Source organism: Pseudomonas sp. KNUC1026 (assembly GCF_021650705.1).
In the GTDB taxonomy this organism is placed as follows: domain Bacteria; phylum Pseudomonadota; class Gammaproteobacteria; order Pseudomonadales; family Pseudomonadaceae; genus Aquipseudomonas.
Map to the genome: position 1 here is coordinate 528,894 of NZ_CP087138.1, position 16,654 is coordinate 545,547.

General features: G+C 64.5%; 13 protein-coding genes and 3 pseudogenes. 11 read left to right on the forward strand and 5 right to left on the reverse strand.

All coding sequences use genetic code 11. The features are described 5' to 3' along the window. Nucleotides 1–100 precede the first annotated feature (100 nt). The 6 genes and pseudogenes from LN139_RS02075 (at nucleotide 101) to LN139_RS02100 (ending at nucleotide 6,694) form a co-directional block, all read left to right on the forward strand. Nucleotides 101–1,353 (forward strand): annotated as a pseudogene (locus LN139_RS02075) (ATP-binding protein). After that, entirely contained in the window at nucleotides 1,354–1,917 is a 564-nt protein-coding gene (locus LN139_RS02080; protein WP_236358334.1) for a response regulator transcription factor, read from the forward strand. Nucleotides 1,918–1,980: 63 nt separating this feature from the next. Then, the gene (locus LN139_RS02085) at nucleotides 1,981–3,696 is read left to right on the forward strand and encodes an ABC transporter ATP-binding protein/permease (RefSeq protein ID WP_236358336.1); all 1,716 of its coding nucleotides are present in this window, start codon (nucleotides 1,981–1,983) and stop codon (nucleotides 3,694–3,696) included. Nucleotides 3,697–3,763: 67 nt separating this feature from the next. After that, nucleotides 3,764–4,519 carry a FadR/GntR family transcriptional regulator gene (locus LN139_RS02090; RefSeq protein ID WP_236358338.1) on the forward strand — a complete coding sequence of 252 codons (756 nt, stop codon included), beginning with the start codon at nucleotides 3,764–3,766 and terminating at the stop codon, nucleotides 4,517–4,519. A 182-nt stretch (nucleotides 4,520–4,701) separates the two neighbouring features. After that, on the forward strand, nucleotides 4,702–5,613 hold the full coding sequence (gene kdgD / locus LN139_RS02095; protein ID WP_236358340.1) for a 5-dehydro-4-deoxyglucarate dehydratase: 912 nt from the start codon (nucleotides 4,702–4,704) through the stop codon (nucleotides 5,611–5,613). A gap of 139 nt (nucleotides 5,614–5,752) precedes the next feature. Beyond that, entirely contained in the window at nucleotides 5,753–6,694 is a 942-nt protein-coding gene (locus LN139_RS02100; protein WP_236358342.1) for an AEC family transporter, read from the forward strand. Nucleotides 6,695–6,797: 103 nt separating this feature from the next. On the opposite strand, the gene LN139_RS02105 is transcribed toward LN139_RS02100, so the two are convergent. From LN139_RS02105 to gatC, 5 genes and pseudogenes are all read right to left on the reverse strand, one after another. Next, a complete protein-coding gene (locus LN139_RS02105; protein ID WP_236360224.1) occupies nucleotides 6,798–7,832 on the reverse strand; it encodes a calcium/sodium antiporter in 1,035 nt (344 codons plus the stop codon). A gap of 45 nt (nucleotides 7,833–7,877) precedes the next feature. Beyond that, nucleotides 7,878–8,264, reverse strand: a complete 387-nt coding sequence (locus LN139_RS02110) for a septal ring lytic transglycosylase RlpA family protein (protein ID WP_442964369.1) — start codon at nucleotides 8,262–8,264, stop codon at nucleotides 7,878–7,880. A 56-nt stretch (nucleotides 8,265–8,320) separates the two neighbouring features. Further along, nucleotides 8,321–9,766, reverse strand: a complete 1,446-nt coding sequence (gatB, locus tag LN139_RS02115; RefSeq protein ID WP_236358344.1) for an Asp-tRNA(Asn)/Glu-tRNA(Gln) amidotransferase subunit GatB — start codon at nucleotides 9,764–9,766, stop codon at nucleotides 8,321–8,323. 12 nt (nucleotides 9,767–9,778) lie between these two features. Beyond that, a complete protein-coding gene (gene gatA, locus LN139_RS02120) occupies nucleotides 9,779–11,230 on the reverse strand; it encodes an Asp-tRNA(Asn)/Glu-tRNA(Gln) amidotransferase subunit GatA (RefSeq protein ID WP_236358346.1) in 1,452 nt (483 codons plus the stop codon). A 15-nt stretch (nucleotides 11,231–11,245) separates the two neighbouring features. After that, nucleotides 11,246–11,532, reverse strand: a pseudogene (gene gatC / locus LN139_RS02125) (Asp-tRNA(Asn)/Glu-tRNA(Gln) amidotransferase subunit GatC). Between the two features lie 200 nt (nucleotides 11,533–11,732). On the opposite strand from gatC, the gene mreB reads away from it, so the two are divergent. The 5 genes and pseudogenes from mreB to rng all read left to right on the forward strand — a co-directional run bounded on the left by mreB (nucleotide 11,733) and on the right by rng (nucleotide 16,629). Further along, nucleotides 11,733–12,770, forward strand: a complete 1,038-nt coding sequence (mreB, locus tag LN139_RS02130) for a rod shape-determining protein MreB (RefSeq protein WP_097086069.1) — start codon at nucleotides 11,733–11,735, stop codon at nucleotides 12,768–12,770. Between the two features lie 126 nt (nucleotides 12,771–12,896). Next, nucleotides 12,897–14,015, forward strand: a complete 1,119-nt coding sequence (gene mreC / locus LN139_RS02135) for a rod shape-determining protein MreC (RefSeq protein ID WP_268944866.1) — start codon at nucleotides 12,897–12,899, stop codon at nucleotides 14,013–14,015. Beyond that, nucleotides 14,015–14,506 (forward strand): rod shape-determining protein MreD, encoded by a 492-nt coding sequence (gene mreD / locus LN139_RS02140; protein WP_236358350.1) that lies wholly within the window; start codon nucleotides 14,015–14,017, stop codon nucleotides 14,504–14,506. The genes mreC and mreD overlap by 1 nt, the downstream gene beginning before the upstream one ends. Nucleotides 14,507–14,532: 26 nt before the next feature. Then, nucleotides 14,533–15,108, forward strand: a complete 576-nt coding sequence (locus tag LN139_RS02145; protein ID WP_236358352.1) for a Maf family protein — start codon at nucleotides 14,533–14,535, stop codon at nucleotides 15,106–15,108. A gap of 64 nt (nucleotides 15,109–15,172) precedes the next feature. After that, nucleotides 15,173–16,629, forward strand: a pseudogene (gene rng / locus LN139_RS02150) (ribonuclease G). Nucleotides 16,630–16,654 lie beyond the last annotated feature (25 nt).

Here is a 16,654-nt window from a genome sequence, read left to right on the forward strand (position 1 = left end):
ATACCGGTGAGCGTAACTGTGGTGCTTTGCCGCAGATTTGTCAGCCTCTGGCTGGCATTCGGGTATACTTGCCGCTTCCCTTTGACAGCCTGGAGCGCGCATGTTCGCGGCCTTGCCACCGTTGTCCGCCAGCCGCCAGAACCTCTGGCGGCTCACCCTCGTACGCATCCTGGTGCTGGCCGCGCAGGCAGGCTCGGTGGGGTTCGCCTGGCTCACACATCTGTTGCCACTGCCCTGGCTTGCGCTGGTGATCACCCTCGCGTTCTCTGCGGTGCTGTGCGCCTTGACCGCAGCGCGCCTGCGCCTGCCGCTGCCGGTCACCGAGTTCGAATACGCCGTGCAGCTGGGCTGCGACCTGCTGATCCACAGCGTGCTGCTGTATTACTCCGGCGGTTCGACCAACCCGTTCGTGTCCTACTACCTGGTGCCGCTGACGATCGCCGCGGTCACGCTGCCTTGGGTGTATTCGCTGGCGCTGTCGGGGCTGGCGCTGGTCAGCTACACCTTTCTGCTGCTGCGCTTCTACCCGCTGGAAACCTACCCGGTGGCGCGCGAGAACATGCAGGTCTACGGCATGTGGATGAGCATCGCGCTCGCCGCCGGCGTTATCACCTTTTTCGCCGCGCGCATGGCCGAGGAGCTGCGGCGCCAGGAACAGTGGCGAGCGCAACGCCGCGAGGAGGGCCTGCGAGATCAGCAACTGCTGGCCGTGGCCACCGAGGCCGCCGGTGCAGCCCATGAACTGGGCACGCCCTTGGCGACCATGAGCGTGCTGCTCAAGGAAATGCGCCAGGAACACAGTGATGCAGCCCTGCAGGAGGATCTGGCGCTGCTCCAGCAACAGGTGCAGCAATGCAAACATACCCTGCAGCAGCTGGTGCGCGCCGCTGAAGCCAACCGCCGCCTGGATGTCATGCCAAGGCCTGTCAAGGCGTGGCTGGACGAAACCTGCGATCGCTGGCACCTGATGCGCCCGAGGTGACCTACCGCCTCGAGGTTCAGAGCGCTGGCCCGGTGCCTGAGATCGCGCCGCCACCGGACCTCACCCAGGCGCTGCTCAACCTGCTCAACAACGCCGCCGACGCCTGCCCGGACGACCTGCTCGCCACCCTGGACTGGGACGATGAAAACATCTTCATCCGAATTCGCGACCACGGCGCGGGTGTGCCCCTAGCTATTGCCGAGCAAATCGGCAAACCTTTCTTCACGACCAAGGGCAAAGGCTTCGGCCTTGGCCTTTTCCTGAGCAAGGCCAGCGTTACCCGCGCCGGCGGCTCGGTCAAACTCTACAGCCACGAGCAGGGCGGCACGCTGACCGAACTGCGCCTGCCCGTGCAGCCTCAGGAGGCCTGAATGACAGACGAAAACCCGCACGCCGAAGGCGAGGACCTGCCGCACTTGCTGCTGGTCGACGACGACACCACCTTCACCCGGGTGATGGCCCGCGCCATGGCCCGCCGCGGCTTGCGCGTGAGCACCGCCAGCTCCGCCGAGGAAGGCCTGGCACTGGCCCAGCAGGACCTGCCCGACTACGCCGCGCTCGACCTGAAAATGGAAGGCGACTCGGGGCTTGTGCTGTTGCCCAAGCTGTTGGCGCTGGACCCTGAAATGCGCGTGGTGCTGCTCACCGGCTATTCGAGCATCGCCACCGCCGTCGAGGCGATCAAGCGGGGGGCACGCAACTACCTGTGCAAGCCGGCTGACGCCGACGACGTGCTGGCGGCGTTGATGTCCGACCACGCCGACCTCGATACGTTGGTGCCCGACAACCCTATGTCGGTCGACCGCCTGCAGTGGGAGCACATCCAGCGCGTGCTGGGTGAGCACGAGGGCAACATCTCCGCCACCGCACGCGCCCTGGGCATGCACCGGCGCACCCTGCAACGCAAACTGCAGAAGCGGCCAGTACGCCGCTGATTCCTACCTGCCGCCAGCGCCGCCCAGGGCAGGGCGGCACTGGCTCGGCCTGCGAGCCTGAACATGACATCGAACACCGATAATGCAGTGGGCCTGCGTATGCCCGCCGGAAACTTCCTCAAGCGCGTATGGCGCCTTGCCGTGCCGTACTGGCGCAGCGAGGAAAAGGCCAAGGCCTGGACCTTGCTCATCGCCGTACTGGGCCTTTCGCTGTTCAGCGTGGCCGTTTCGGTATGGTTCAACGGCTGGTACCGCGACTTCTACAACGCTCTGGAGAAGAAAGACTTCAGCGCCTTCGGTACGCTGATCGCGCACTTTACGGTCATCGCGATGGTCGCGATCTTCGCTGCGGTCTACCGGCTCTACCTGACGCAGATGCTCACCATCCATTGGCGCCGCTGGCTCACCGAGCAGCATTTTGCCCGCTGGCTGGGGCACAAGAACTACTACCAGCTCGAAACCGCGACCTACCTGGACAACCCCGACCAGCGCATCAGCGAAGACATCAACAGCTTCACCAGCGACACCCTGACCCTGGGCCTGGGGTTCGTCAGAACCGTGGTTAGCCTGGTGTCGTTCTCTGTGATCCTGTGGGGCGTGTCGGGCAGTGCCGAGGTCGCCGGTATCGAGATCCCCGGCTACATGTTCTGGGTGGCACTGGTGTACGCGGTGGTGGGCAGTTGGCTCACGCACATCATCGGCCGCCGCCTGATCCCGCTGTCGAACCTGCAACAGCGCTATGAGGCGAACCTGCGGTTTTCGATGGTGCGCATCCGCGAAAACGCCGAGAGCATTGCGCTCTACAACGGCGAGCCGAACGAGCACCGCCGTTTGAGCGCTCGCTTCGGCGCAGTGTGGGAAAACTTCTGGCAGACCATGCGCGTGCAGAAGCGCCTGACCTACTTCACCTCCGGTTACGACCAGTTGGCGGTGATCCTGCCGCTGGCGCTGGCGGCGCCGCGCTATTTCGCCGGCAAGATCGAGCTGGGCGAGCTGATGCAGATCAGCTCGGCCTTCAGCAATGTGCAGGAGAGCATGAGCTGGTTCATCTCGGCATACACCTCGCTTGCCGGCTGGCGCGCGACCTGTGACCGTTTGCTGGGCTTTCGTGACGACATGGCCGCCAACGAGGCGCGCCCGCAAGCCATCGAAGTGGTGGAGCAGGGCAGCGCGCTGGCGCTGGACAACGTGGCGCTGGACCTGGCCGATGGCCGCAAGCTGGTCAGCGGCGCTTCGCTGCAACTGGCGCCCGGTGAGCGGCTGATGCTCAGTGGCCAGTCCGGCAGTGGCAAGAGTTCGTTGCTGCGGGCCATGGGCAAGCTTTGGCCCAGTGGAGCAGGGCGAATTGTGCTGCCGGGCGAGCGCTACCTGTTCCTTCCGCAAAAGCCCTACCTGCCGATTGGCCCACTTCGTGAAGCCCTCAGTTACCCGGAACCGGCCAGCGCATACGACGACGAGGCCTTCACCGAGGCACTGCGCAGTTGCCGGCTCGGTCATCTGGTCGGCCGGCTGGACGCCAGCGAGCATTGGCAGCGCCTGCTCTCACCGGGTGAACAGCAACGCCTGGCCTTCGCCCGAGCGCTGCTGTACCGGCCGCGCTGGCTGTTCATGGACGAAGCCACTGCGGCGATGGACGAAGAAGACGAGGCGCGGCTGTACGGCCTGCTGATCGAGCGTTTGCCCGGCGTCGGGATCGTAAGCGTCGGCCACCGCAGCACGCTCAAGCCCTTCCACCCTCGGCTTATGGCGATCCGCGAGGGCCAGCTGCTGGCGCAATGAGGCATGCCCGGGCCTATGGGATGCGCTATGATGCCGCCTGATCATTGGCCCGAGTTCGATGCACGTCATGGATAATCAGAGCGCACTTCCACGCGCCCGCAAAAAGCCCCGCAGCCTGGCCCAGGAGCTGGTCGCCGTGCTCTCCGAGCGCATTCGCAGCGGCCAGCTCAAGCGCGGCGACAAGTTGCCCACCGAGTCCGCCATCATGGAAGAGCAGGGCGTGAGCCGTACCGTGGTGCGTGAGGCCATTTCGCGCCTGCAGGCCGCAGGACAGGTCGAAACCCGCCACGGCATCGGCACGTTCGTACTCGACACCCCCAGCCCGAGCGGCTTTCGCATCGACCCGGCTACCATCGTTACCCTGCGTGACGTGCTCGCAGTGCTCGAACTGCGCATCAGCCTTGAGGTCGAGTCGGCAGGCCTTGCTGCCACCCGCCGCACGCCCGAGCAACTGGCGCAGATCCGCGAAGCGCTCGACGCGCTCAACGAGGGCGCCGCGCATTCGCTCGATGCGGTCTCCTCGGATTTCCAGTTCCATCTGCGCATCGCGCTGGCCACTGGCAACCGCTACTTCACCGACATCATGACCCACCTGGGCACCAGCATCATTCCGCGTACGCGCTTGAACTCCGCACGCCTGGCCCATGATGACCAGCAACACTACATGACCCGCCTGAGCCGCGAGCACGAAGAGATCTTCGACGCCATTGCCCGCCAGGACGCCGACGCTGCGCGCGCCGCGATGCGCTTGCACCTGACCAACAGCCGCGAGCGGCTGCGGCAGGCGCACGAAGAGGCAGCGCCCAGTACCGGGCTGAATTAACGCCACATTCGTTTTCAAACATTCAGCCGCGCCGCCTGATCGAGCGGTTGCGGCTGCGCGCCAGAGGAGCAAATGGAATCCGGTTGCAATGCTCCATATGTGGTTGTACGATGACTAACAACATCGAGCGGCATAGCCCCGATGCCGTCTCCCACATTCAGTGCTCGCAGGGTGTTCCTACAATGACTCCACAAGAACTCAAGTCCATCCTCTCCGCCGGTCTGCTGTCTTTCCCGGTCACCGATTTCGACGCCCAGGGTGAATTCGACCCCAAGGGCTACATCAAGCGCCTGGAATGGCTCGCCCCGTACGGCGCCAGCGCGTTGTTCGCGGCGGGCGGCACCGGTGAGTTCTTCTCCCTGGCTGCCGACGAATACTCCGCCATCATCAAGACCGCCGTAGACACCTGCGCCACCAGCGTACCTATCCTCGCCGGCGTCGGCGGTTCCACCCGCCAGGCGATTGCCTACGCTCAGGAAGCCGAGCGCCTGGGGGCCAAAGGCCTGCTGCTGCTGCCGCATTACCTGACTGAAGCCTCCCAAGATGGCGTGGCTGCCCACGTCGAAGCGGTGTGCAAGTCGGTGAACATCGGCGTGATCGTCTACAACCGTAACGTTTGCCGCCTCAACGCGCCGCTGCTGGAGCAACTGGCCGAGCGCTGCCCGAACCTGATCGGTTACAAAGACGGCCTGGGCGACATCGAAACCATGGTCAGCATCCGCCGCCGCCTGGGTGACCGCTTCAGCTACCTGGGTGGCCTGCCCACCGCTGAGGTCTATGCCGCTGCCTACAAGGCGCTGGGTGTGCCGGTCTACTCTTCGGCGGTGTTCAACTTCATCCCGAAAACCGCGATGGACTTCTACCACGCTGTTGCCAAGGACGATCACGCCACGGTTGGCAAGCTGATCGATGATTTCTTCCTGCCGTACCTGGACATCCGCAACCGCAAGCCGGGCTATGCCGTGAGCATCGTCAAGGCAGGCGCCAAGATCGCGGGCTACGATGCAGGCCCGGTACGCACGCCGCTGACCGACCTGACTGGCGAAGAAATCGAAATGCTCGCGGCACTGATGCACAAGATGGGCCCGCAGTAAGGCGTTGCCTGCCCGCGCCGCCACAAGCAGCGCGGGTGTTTCACCCTCTCTATTGCCCATCCTGCATGGGCCCCGGCGCGCCACGAGCGCGCCGTCTCGTTTATGATGGGCGCGCTATCAGCCCACGGACCTTTGCCGAATGCTCGCGCTTTTCCTGCAGACCCTCACCATCACCCTGCCGGTGTTTTCCATGCTGGTGCTGGGGTGGGTGCTCAAGCGAGTCGGCTGGATCGACGACGGGTTCATTCGCGTGACCTCGGCATTGGTGTTCAACCTGACCATGCCGTGCCTTTTGTTTCTGGGCATCGTTCATGCCGATTTCAAAACCTCGTTCAAGCCCGGCATCGTGCTGTACTTCACGCTCGCCACGGTGCTGAGCTTCGCGCTGATCTGGCGTTATGCGATATGGCGCGTGCCTCATGCCGACCGCGGTGTGTTCGTGCAGGGGGCGTTTCGCGGTAACAACGGGGTGATCGGGCTGGCACTCGCGGCGAGCATGTACGGCGCCTATGGCATTTCGCTGGGGTCGATCCTGGCGGGGCTGGTGATCGTTTGCTACAACGCGCTCTCGGTGATCGTGTTGTCGGTCTATACGCCGGGTATGAAGTCCGACCCGCGCAGCGTCATGCTCAATATCGTTCGCAACCCGTTGATCATCAGTGTGCTGGTCGCCATCCCATTTGCCCTGAGCGGCTGGCGCCTGCCGGCGTGGCTTGAGCAGTCGGGTCAAAGCCTTGCGCAGATGAGCCTGCCGCTGGGGTTGATCTGCATCGGTGGCAGCCTGTCATTGGCGGCGTTGCGCGAGAGCAGTGCGACGGCGGTGGAGGCCAGTGTGGGCAAGATGGTCTGGCTGCCGCTGGTTGGTACCTTCGGCGCCTGGCTGTGCGGTTTTCGCGGGGCTGATCTGGGGATTCTGTTTCTGTATTTCGGCGCGCCGACTGCATCGGTCAGCTACGTGATGGTGCGCGCTGCGGGTGGCAATTATCCGTTGGCGGCAGCGATCGTCGTGATTACTACGGTGGCGGCGGCGGTGACGACCAATCTCGGGATTTTCATCCTGCAAAGCCTGGCGCTCATCTGAATTCACCGGCAAGGTCTGGTGAGGGGCAGTTCAAATCGTGTGAGGGCGGCTGGCCGCGCGACGCGCACTGCTGAACATTCAGGTCTCACACCGATCTGGAAACCTAGTGACGGCGGCGCCAGCTGCGCCAGGCTCTGAAAACAGCCATGGTTGCGAGCAGAGGCAGGGCAGGCAGCAGCCAGTGCTCCAGGCGAGCTGCCAATGGCATGCCGAAGGTAAAGCTCAGCAGGTGCAAGCCGAACACCCCGTAAAGCACCAGCAGAATCAAGCCCTCCACCCGTGACACGCGATAACCCGTGTAGAACAGCGGCATCGCCAGCAACGCCACCCCCACCATCACCGGCAATTCGAACGCCAGCGCGTTGGGCGACACCGACAGCGGCTCGGGGCTTGCCAATATCACAAAGCCCAGCACCCCCAGCAGGTTGAACAGGTTGCTGCCGATGACGTTGCCTACCGCCAGGTCACGTTCGCCGCGCAGCAGCGCGATCAGCGACATCGCCAGTTCCGGCAATGACGCGCAGATAGCGACGGCGGTCAGGCCCATGATGCGTTGGGACAGGCCCAGGTCGGTTGCCACCTCCAGGGTTGCGCCAATCAGCCAGCGGCTGCCCAGCGCAGTGGCACCCAGGCCCAGCACTGCAAGCGCCACCGGCATCGCCAGCGAGCGGGGCGTGCCCTGGCGCGACCAGCTGCGGCCATGCCGACGCGCCTGGCCCAGCAGCCGCCACAGCCACAGCACAAGTGCGCCGATCAACAGGCCGCCTTCCCACGTGCCCAGGTTTTCGTTCAGGCACAGGGCATACACCAGCACTGCCGCCAGCAGCATGGCCGGCAGGTCGTGCAGCACCACAGGGCGCGACACCCGCAGCGGCGAGATCAGCGCGCACAAGCCCAGTGTGCCCAGCACGCTGAAGATCAACCCACCGAACAGGCTGCCCAACGCCAGGTCGCCCGCGCCCTGGGTGCTGGCGCGCAACGCGATGGCCATTTGCGGAGCGCTGCTGCTCAGCGCTACCACCGTCAGCCCCAACCGTACCGGGCGCATGTTCAGCCGGTGCGCCAGGCCAACCGCCGCACGCACCATGCACTCGGCACCCAGCAGCATCAGCGCGAGGCCGATCGCCCACTGGATCAGGCTCAGGGCGGGGAGGGTGGCGAGGTCGAAGATGGCGAAGCTCCTTCAGTCGTCCAGGTCTTGAACGCGCACACGTGCGGTGCCGCTGCCGATCATGCCCAGTTGCTCGGCAGCGGCACGTGAAACGTCGATCAGCCGGCCGCGGGTATGTGGGCCGCGGTCGTTGATACGTACCATCACCGTCTTCTGGTTGGCGAGATCGGTGACCAGCACCTTGCTGCCGAACGGCAGCCGCCGGTGCGCCGCGGTCAATGCGCTCTGGTCGAAACGCTCGCCGCTGGCGGTGCGCTTGCCTTGATGGCGAGCGCCGTAATAGGAGGCCATGCCTTGCTGGTCATAGCCGTGAGGGTCGATGGCAGGCTCGGTTTCGTCCATCAGGGCGCAACCGCCCAGCAACATCGAGCCCAGGGCCAAGGCGAGCGAACGCCACATGGCAAAGTCCTTAGAAAGTGGCGCACCCGCCGAAAGGGCGGGCGCGCGGGTCAACGTCAGCCTTCGAGCTTGCGCTTGAGCAGTTCGTTCACCTGCCCCGGGTTGGCCTTGCCTTTGGAGGCCTTCATGGCCTGGCCGACGAAAAAGCCGAACATCTTGCCGCGCTTGGCCTCGTCGGCGGCGCGGTATTGTTCGACCTGAGCTGCGTTGGCGGCCATCACCTCATCGAGCATGGCTTCGATGGCGCCGCTGTCGGTCACCTGCTTCAGGCCCTTGGCTTCGATGATCTGGTCGGCCGAGCCTTCGCCGGCGGCCATCGCTTCGAACACCATCTTGGCAATCTTGCCGGAGATGGTGTTGTCGCGAATGCGCTGGATCATCCCGCCCAGGTGCTCGGCGCTGACCGGCGAGTCGTCGATCTCGAGGCCCAGCTTGTTGAGCAGGCTGCCCAGTTCGACCATCACCCAGTTGGCCGCCAGCTTCGCGTCACCGCCGGTGCTGGTCACTTTCTCGAAGTAGTCCGCCTGCTCACGGCTGGAAGCCAGCACCGCGGCGTCGTACTGCGACAGGCCGTACTGGCTCTGGAAACGCTCGACCTTCTGCGGTGGCAGCTCCGGCAAGCCGGCGCGCACCGTTTCGATGAAGGCGTCCTCGATCACCACCGGCAGCAGGTCGGGGTCGGGGAAGTAACGGTAGTCGTTGGCTTCCTCCTTGCTGCGCATCGAGCGGGTGACGTCCTTGTTCGGGTCGTACAGGCGGGTTTCCTGCACGACCTTGCCGCCGTCCTCGATCAGCTCGATCTGGCGCTGGATTTCATGGTTGATCGCCTTCTCGATGAAGCGGAACGAGTTGACGTTCTTGATCTCGCAGCGGGTGCCGAACTCGGCCTGGCCCTTGGGCCGCACCGAAACGTTACAGTCGCAGCGCAGCGAACCTTCGGCCATGTTGCCGTCGCAGATGCCCAGGTAGCGCACCAGCGCGTGGATAGCCTTGACGTAGGCCACCGCTTCCTTGGCACTGCGCATGTCCGGCTCGGAGACGATCTCCAGCAGCGGTGTGCCGGCGCGGTTCAGGTCGATGCCGGAAGCGCCGTTGAAGTCTTCGTGCAGGCTTTTACCGGCGTCTTCTTCCAGGTGCGCACGGGTGATGCCCACGCGCTTGATGGTGCCGTCTTCCAGGGTGATGTCCAGAAAGCCCTTGCCGACCACCGGGTGGTCCATCTGGCTGATCTGGTAACCCTTGGGCAGGTCGGGGTAGAAGTAGTTCTTGCGCGCGAATACGTTGCGCTGGCCGATTTCAGCATCGACCGCCAGGCCGAACATCACGGCCATGCGCACGGCCTCGGCATTGAGCACCGGCAGCACGCCGGGCATGCCCAGGTCGACCAGGCTGGCCTGGGTGTTGGGCTCGGAACCGAAGGTGGTGGCGCTGCCGGAGAAGATCTTCGACGCGGTGGCGAGCTGGGTATGGATTTCCAGCCCGATCACGACTTCCCATTGCATGTGTGTCTCTCCTCAGAACCCTTCCGGCGACCGGCTGTGCCAGTCGGTGACCTGCTGGTAGCGGTGCGCGATATTGAGCAGGCGCCCTTCCTGGAAGTAGGGTGCCAGCAATTGCACGCCCACCGGCAGGCCGTCGACGAAGCCCGCAGGCATCGACAGGCCCGGCAGGCCAGCCATGTTGGCGGTGATGGTGTAGAAGTCTTCCAGGTACGCAGCGGTCGGGTCGGCGTTCTTGGCGCCGAGCTTCCAGGCCGGGTTCGGCGTGGTTGGGCCGAGGATCACGTCGACTTCCTTGAAGGCGGCCATGAAGTCGTTCTTGATCAGCCGGCGGATCTGCTGCGCCTTGATGTAGTAGGCATCGTAGTAGCCGGCCGAAAGCGCGTAGGTGCCGACCATGATGCGACGCTGCACCTCGGTGCCGAAGCCTTCGCCACGCGAGCGTTTGTACAGGTCGGTGAGGTCGACCGGGCTTTCGCAGCGATAGCCGAAGCGTACGCCGTCGAAGCGCGACAGGTTCGAAGAGGCCTCGGCCGGGGCAATCACATAGTACGCCGGGATCGCATGGCCGAGGTTGGGCAGGCTGATCTCGCGTACCTGTGCACCGAGCTTGCGCAGCTCATCGGCGGCGGCTTGCACGGCGTCGCCCAGGCGCGGGTCGAGGCCGGCACCGAAATACTCTTTCGGCAGGCCGATGCGCAGGCCCTCCAACGGAGCGTTGAGGCTCGCGCTGTAGTCGGGCACCGGCTCGTCGATGCTGGTGGAGTCTTTGGGATCGAAGCCGGCCATTGCCTGCAGCAGCAGCGCGCAGTCTTCGGCGCTGCGTGCCAGCGGGCCACCCTGATCGAGGCTGGAGGCGTAGGCGATCATGCCCCAGCGCGACACGCGGCCGTAGGTGGGCTTGAGGCCGGTGAGGTTGGTGAATGCCGCCGGCTGGCGGATGGAGCCGCCGGTGTCGGTGCCGGTGGCGGCGGGCACCAGGCGTGCAGCCACGGCCGCTGCCGAACCGCCCGACGAGCCACCTGGCACGTGTTCGGTATGCCAGGGGTTGCGCACCGGGCCGAAGTGGCTGTTCTCGTTGGCCGAGCCCATGGCGAACTCGTCCATGTTGGCCTTGCCGAGGGTTACGGTGCCGGCTGCGGCGAGCTTTTCGACCACAGTGGCGTTGTAGGGCGCCTGGAAGTTGGCCAGCATGCGCGAGGCGCAGGTCGTCAGCACGCCCTCGGTGCAGAACAGGTCCTTGTGGGCGATGGGGGCGCCCAGCAGCGCGCCGGTTTCGCCAGCAGCGCGGCGCTGGTCGGCGGCACGCGCCTGCGCAAGCGCAAGCTCGGGAGTAACGGTGATGAAGCTGTTGAGCTCGCCATCGCGCTGGGCGATGCGGGCAAGGAGGGTTTGCGCCAGTTCTTCGGAAGAAAAGGCTTTGTCGGCCAGGCCTTTGGCAACCTGGGCGAGGGTCAATTCGTGCATGACGGGCTCTTTTCCTTAGTCGATGACTTTCGGGACCAGGTACAGGCCACCCTCGGTGGCCGGGGCGACGGCCTGATAGGCCTCGCGCTGGTTGTGTTCGGTCACCTGGTCGTTACGCAGGCGCTGGGATGCTTCCAGCGGGTGCGCCAGGGCGCGATGCCCTGGGTGTCGACGGCCTGCATCTGGTCGACCAGGCCCAGGATGCTGTTGAGGGCATCGATGGTGCCGGGCAGGGCAGTTTCATCCAGGCCCAGGCGGGCCAGATGGGCGATTTTTTCCACGTCGCTGCGCTCGAGCGCCATTGGGGATCCTCGATCAAAGGCGGCGGATTCAGTCCGCGCCGGGGAACACGCTCCCGATCACGCGGTCACATGGCCTCGTTCATGTGGTGGCGTGGCCGGAAAAACAGCCAATTTAACATATTGGCGCCTTGCCCAAAATCCCCGTCGTTGTTAGAGTTTGCGCCACTTTTTTACCCACGCGTTGCCAGGGTCATCTTTCCATGTTCAAGAAACTGCGTGGCATGTTTTCCAGCGATCTTTCCATCGACCTGGGTACAGCCAACACCCTTATCTACGTGCGTGAGCGCGGTATCGTCCTGAATGAACCCTCCGTGGTCGCCATCCGTACCCATGGCAACCAGAAGAGCGTAGTGGCCGTCGGTACCGACGCCAAGCGCATGCTCGGCCGTACGCCGGGCAACATCGCCGCCATCCGTCCGATGAAGGACGGCGTGATCGCCGACTTCAGCGTCTGCGAAAAAATGCTTCAGTACTTCATCAACAAGGTGCATGAGAACAGCTTCCTGCAGCCCAGCCCGCGTGTATTGATCTGCGTGCCTTGCAAATCCACCCAGGTCGAGCGCCGCGCCATCCGTGAATCGGCGCTGGGCGCCGGTGCCCGCGAAGTGTTCCTGATCGAGGAGCCCATGGCTGCTGCCATCGGTGCCGGCCTGCCGGTCGAGGAAGCCCGCGGTTCGATGGTCGTCGACATCGGTGGCGGCACCACCGAAATCGCACTGATCTCCCTGAACGGCGTCGTATACGCCGAATCCGTACGTGTGGGCGGCGACCGCTTCGACGAAGCCATCGTTACCTACGTGCGTCGCAACTACGGCAGCCTGATCGGTGAGTCCACTGCCGAGCGCATCAAGCAGGAAATCGGCACCGCCTACCCGGGCGGCGAAGTGCGCGAAGTCGACGTGCGCGGCCGTAACCTCGCTGAAGGTGTACCGCGCGCGTTCACGCTCAACTCCAACGAAGTGCTCGAAGCGTTGCAGGAATCCCTGGCGACCATCGTGCAAGCGGTCAAGAGCGCGCTGGAGCAATCGCCTCCCGAGCTGGCTTCCGACATCGCCGAGCGCGGCCTGGTGCTTACCGGTGGTGGCGCGCTGCTGCGCGACCTCGACAAACTGCTGGCACAGGAAACCGGCCTGCCGGTGATCGTCGCCGAAGACCCGCTCACCTGCGTAGCGCGTGGCGGCGGCCGTGCCCTGGAAATGATGGACAAGCACACCATGGACCTGCTCTCCAGCGAGTGAGCCTGGCCATGGCGGTTTACAGGTAGTGCCCAGGGGTGCTACCTGTATGCCGGTTCCCCGTGCCATTCGGTTTTTCCGTGAAAAGCCGCCCGTCCATCTGCCCGAAAGGAGCGGATCATCAAACCGCTGTTCAGCAAAGGCCCCTCGCTGGGCATCCGCCTGCTGGTGCTGGCCGTGTTGTCCGTTGCCTTGATGGTGGTCGACGCGCGTTTCACCCTGCTCAAGCCCGTGCGCAACCAGATGTCACTGGTGCTGATGCAATCCTATTGGGTCACCGACCTGCCCGGCCGTACCTGGGAAGCGGTTGCAAGCCAGTTCGGCAGCCGCACCGAACTGGCCGCCGAAAACGAAAAGCTCAAGACCGAGGCCCTGCTGCTGCAGGGGCGCCTGCAGAAGCTGGCTGCCCTGACCGAGCAGAACGTGCGCCTGCGCGAGCTGCTCAACTCCTCGGCCCTGGTCAACGAAAAGGTCGAGGTCGCCGAGCTGATCGGCATGGACCCGAACCCCTTCACCCAGCGCATCCTGATCAACAAAGGTGAGCGCGACGGTGTTTTCCTGGGCCAGCCGGTGCTCGACGCCCGCGGGCTGATGGGCCAGGTGGTCGAACTGATGCCGTACACCGCGCGCGTGCTGTTGCTCACCGACAGCACCCACAGCATTCCGGTGCAGGTCAATCGCAATGGCTTGCGGGCCATCGCCAGCGGCACGGGCAACCCCGAACGCCTCGAGCTGCGCCATGTGGCCGATACCGCCGACATCAAGGAAGGCGACCTGCTGGTGAGCTCAGGCCTCGGCCAGCGTTTCCCTGCGGGCTACCCCGTGGCCACGGTCAAGGAAGTGATCCATGACCCCGGCCAGCCTTTCGCTGTGGTGCGGGCAGTGCCTACCGCTGCGCTGAACCGCAGCCGTTACGTGCTGCTGGTGTTCAGCGACAGCCGTACCCCCGAAGAGCGTGCTGCCGCCGCCGGCGAGGCTCAGGAGGCTGCCGGCCATGCCAGCCCGGCACCGGCTGCAGGCGCCGCTACATCGGCGGCTACCGGTACTGCACCGGCTGCGGCGCCTGCTGCGTCGCCAGCGCCAGCAGCGGCCGCCAAGCCAGCCCAGGGCGCACATTCGGGCAGCAGTCACCCAGCTTCTACGCCTCGCCAAGCGCGGCCGGCGCCTGCCACAGGGGTGCCTGCCACAGGAGTGCCTGCCACAGGTATGCCTGCCACAAGTGCGCCTGCTTCTGGAGAACACCGCTGATGGTCGCCACTCGCCGCCGTAACCACGGCTGGATCGTCTGGTTCAGTTTCCTGATTGGGTTGCCGCTCAGCGTTTCGCCGCTGCCGCAGTTCATGGAGATCCTGCGGCCGTTGTGGGTCGCGGTGCTGCTCGCCTACTGGTGCCTGACGTTGCCCGACAAGGTCGGGCTGGTCTCGGCGTTCTTCCTGGGCCTGGCCCAGGACGTGCTCTACGGCACATTGCTTGGGCAGAACGCGCTGATCCTTACCCTTACCGCCTTTCTCATCATGTCGTTGGCCCCACGGCTGCGCATGTTCCACATGTGGCAGCAATGCCTGACGGTATTCGTGGTGTTGGGCGTCACGCAGCTGGCCCAGCTGTGGCTCAGCGCCCTCACCGGTAATCGCCAGCCCACGCTTGCGTTGTTATGGCCAGCGGTGGTCAGCGCCTTGCTCTGGCCCTGGATCAGCTACGGGTTCCGCGGCCTGCGCCGCCGCTACCGCATCATCTGACCCGCACCCGTCAAGGAGACGCCGCGATGCCAACGCTTCACCTTGCCTCCGGCTCGCCCCGGCGCCGTGAACTGCTCAGCCAGATCGGCGTTCCCTTCTCGACCATCAGCGCGAGCATCGACGAAACGCCGTTGCCCGGCGAAGCAGCACAGGCCTATGTGCTGCGCCTCGCGCTGGCCAAGGCTCAGGCCGGCTCGCAGCACCTCGGAGCTCCGGGCGTGGTGCTGGGCGCAGACACCGCCGTGGTGCTCGACGGGCACATCCTCGGCAAGCCGGCCAATGAGCAAACCGCCATCGATACCCTGCTTGCCCTGGCCGGGCGTGAACACCAGGTGTTGACTGCGGTCGCATTGTTCGACGGCCAGCGCAGCGAGGCGCTGTGTGTTGCCAGCCGCGTTCGCTTTCGTGCCATCGATGCCCAGGAGGCACGCGCCTACTGGGCCAGCGGGGAGCCTGCCGACAAGGCGGGTGGCTACGCTATCCAGGGGCTGGGCGCTGTGTTCGTGGCGTCGCTGGAAGGCAGTTATTCGGCAGTGGTGGGCCTGCCGTTGTGCGAAACCGCACGAATGCTTGCCCTGTTTGGTATTGCCTGCTGGCAATGAACCCGGGCAAGGTGTGGCCTTGCCAGGAAGCACCCCCTGTTGGCCCACTGCACGAGAGCTTGCCATGAGTGAAGAGATCCTGATCAACATCACCCCGATGGAGTCGCGCGTGGCGGTGGTGGAGAACGGCGTGTTGCAGGAAGCGCACGTCGAGCGCACGCAGCGCCGCGGGATCGTCGGCAATATCTACAAAGGCAAGGTGGTGCGAGTGCTGCCAGGCATGCAGGCGGCATTCATCGACATCGGCCTTGAGCGCGCAGCGTTCATTCACGCCTCGGAAATCACCCAGCGTGAGGGCCAGGCTGCCGAGAGCATCACCGCGCTGGTCCACGACGGCCAGAGCCTGGTGGTGCAGGTCACCAAGGACCCCATCGGCAGCAAGGGTGCGCGGCTGACCACGCAGCTGTCGATTCCGTCGCGTTATCTGGTCTACATGCCACGCAGCAGCCACGTCGGGATCTCCCTGAAAATCGAAGACGAAGCCGAGCGCGAGCGTCTGAAGAAAGCGGTTGCCGATTGCGTGGCGGCCGAAGGCGTCGCCAACGCCGGGGGCTTCATCCTGCGCACCGCAGCCGAGGGCGCGCGCTCCGAAGAGCTGCTGATGGATATCCGCTACCTGCGCAGGTTGTGGGAGCAGATCGGCCAGCAGATCAAGACCGTGGGCGCCCCCACCGTCATCTACGAGGACCTTGGCCTTGCACTGCGCACGCTGCGCGACCTGGTCAGCCCCAAGATCGAGAAGATCCGCATCGACTCCCGGGAAACCTTCCAGAAAACCAGCCAGTTCGTTGCCGAGTTGATGCCTGAGATCGCCGACCGGCTGGAGCATACCCCGGCGAGCGGCCGATCTTCGACCTCTACGGAGTAGAGGATGAGATCCAGCGTGCGTTGGAGCGCAAGGTGCCGCTGAAGTCTGGCGGGTATCTGGTGGTCGACCTCGCCGAGGCCATGACCACGGTGGATGTGAACACCGGCGCCTTCGTCGGCCACCGCAACCTGGAAGAAACCATCTTCAAGACCAACCTGGAGGCTGCCACCGCCATCGCGCGGCAACTGAGGCTGCGCAATATCGGCGGCATCATCATCATCGACTTCATCGATATGGAAGACGAAGAGCATCGCCGCCAAGTGCTGCGCACCCTGGAAAAACAGCTGGAGCGCGACCACGCCAAGACCAACATCATCGGCATCACCGAACTGGGCCTGGTGCAGATGACCCGCAAGCGCACTCGCGAAAGCCTCGAACAGGTGCTTTGCGAGCCTTGCGCCAGTTGCCAGGGCCGGGGTAAGCAAAAAACTCCGGAAACGGTCTGTTACGAGATTTTCAGGGAAATTCTTCGGGAGGCACGTGCCTATCAGGCAGAAGGTTACCGGGTGCTGGCCAACCAGAAAGTGGTCGATCGCCTGCTGGATGAAGAGTCCGGTAACGTGGCGGAGCTGGAATCATTCATCGGCCGCACTATTCGCTTTCAGGTCGAAACCATGTATTCGCAGGAACAATACGACGTGGTGCTGCTCTGAAACTGTCGTTCACCGTCTTTGAAGG

What these genes read in the sequence shown, in the direction of transcription:
- LN139_RS02100 (WP_236358342.1), top strand. Translation starts at nt 5,753, where the DNA reads ATGCTCGCGCTTTTCCTGCAGACCCTCACCATCACCCTGCCGGTGTTT.
- gatA (WP_236358346.1), bottom strand. Translation starts at nt 11,230, where the DNA reads ATGCACGAATTGACCCTCGCCCAGGTTGCCAAAGGCCTGGCCGACAAA.
- kdgD (WP_236358340.1), top strand. Translation starts at nt 4,702, where the DNA reads ATGACTCCACAAGAACTCAAGTCCATCCTCTCCGCCGGTCTGCTGTCT.
- LN139_RS02110 (WP_442964369.1), bottom strand. Translation starts at nt 8,264, where the DNA reads ATGTGGCGTTCGCTCGCCTTGGCCCTGGGCTCGATGTTGCTGGGCGGT.
- LN139_RS02090 (WP_236358338.1), top strand. Translation starts at nt 3,764, where the DNA reads ATGGATAATCAGAGCGCACTTCCACGCGCCCGCAAAAAGCCCCGCAGC.
- mreD (WP_236358350.1), top strand. Translation starts at nt 14,015, where the DNA reads ATGGTCGCCACTCGCCGCCGTAACCACGGCTGGATCGTCTGGTTCAGT.
- LN139_RS02080 (WP_236358334.1), top strand. Translation starts at nt 1,354, where the DNA reads ATGACAGACGAAAACCCGCACGCCGAAGGCGAGGACCTGCCGCACTTG.
- LN139_RS02085 (WP_236358336.1), top strand. Translation starts at nt 1,981, where the DNA reads ATGACATCGAACACCGATAATGCAGTGGGCCTGCGTATGCCCGCCGGA.
- LN139_RS02145 (WP_236358352.1), top strand. Translation starts at nt 14,533, where the DNA reads ATGCCAACGCTTCACCTTGCCTCCGGCTCGCCCCGGCGCCGTGAACTG.
- mreB (WP_097086069.1), top strand. Translation starts at nt 11,733, where the DNA reads ATGTTCAAGAAACTGCGTGGCATGTTTTCCAGCGATCTTTCCATCGAC.
- gatB (WP_236358344.1), bottom strand. Translation starts at nt 9,766, where the DNA reads ATGCAATGGGAAGTCGTGATCGGGCTGGAAATCCATACCCAGCTCGCC.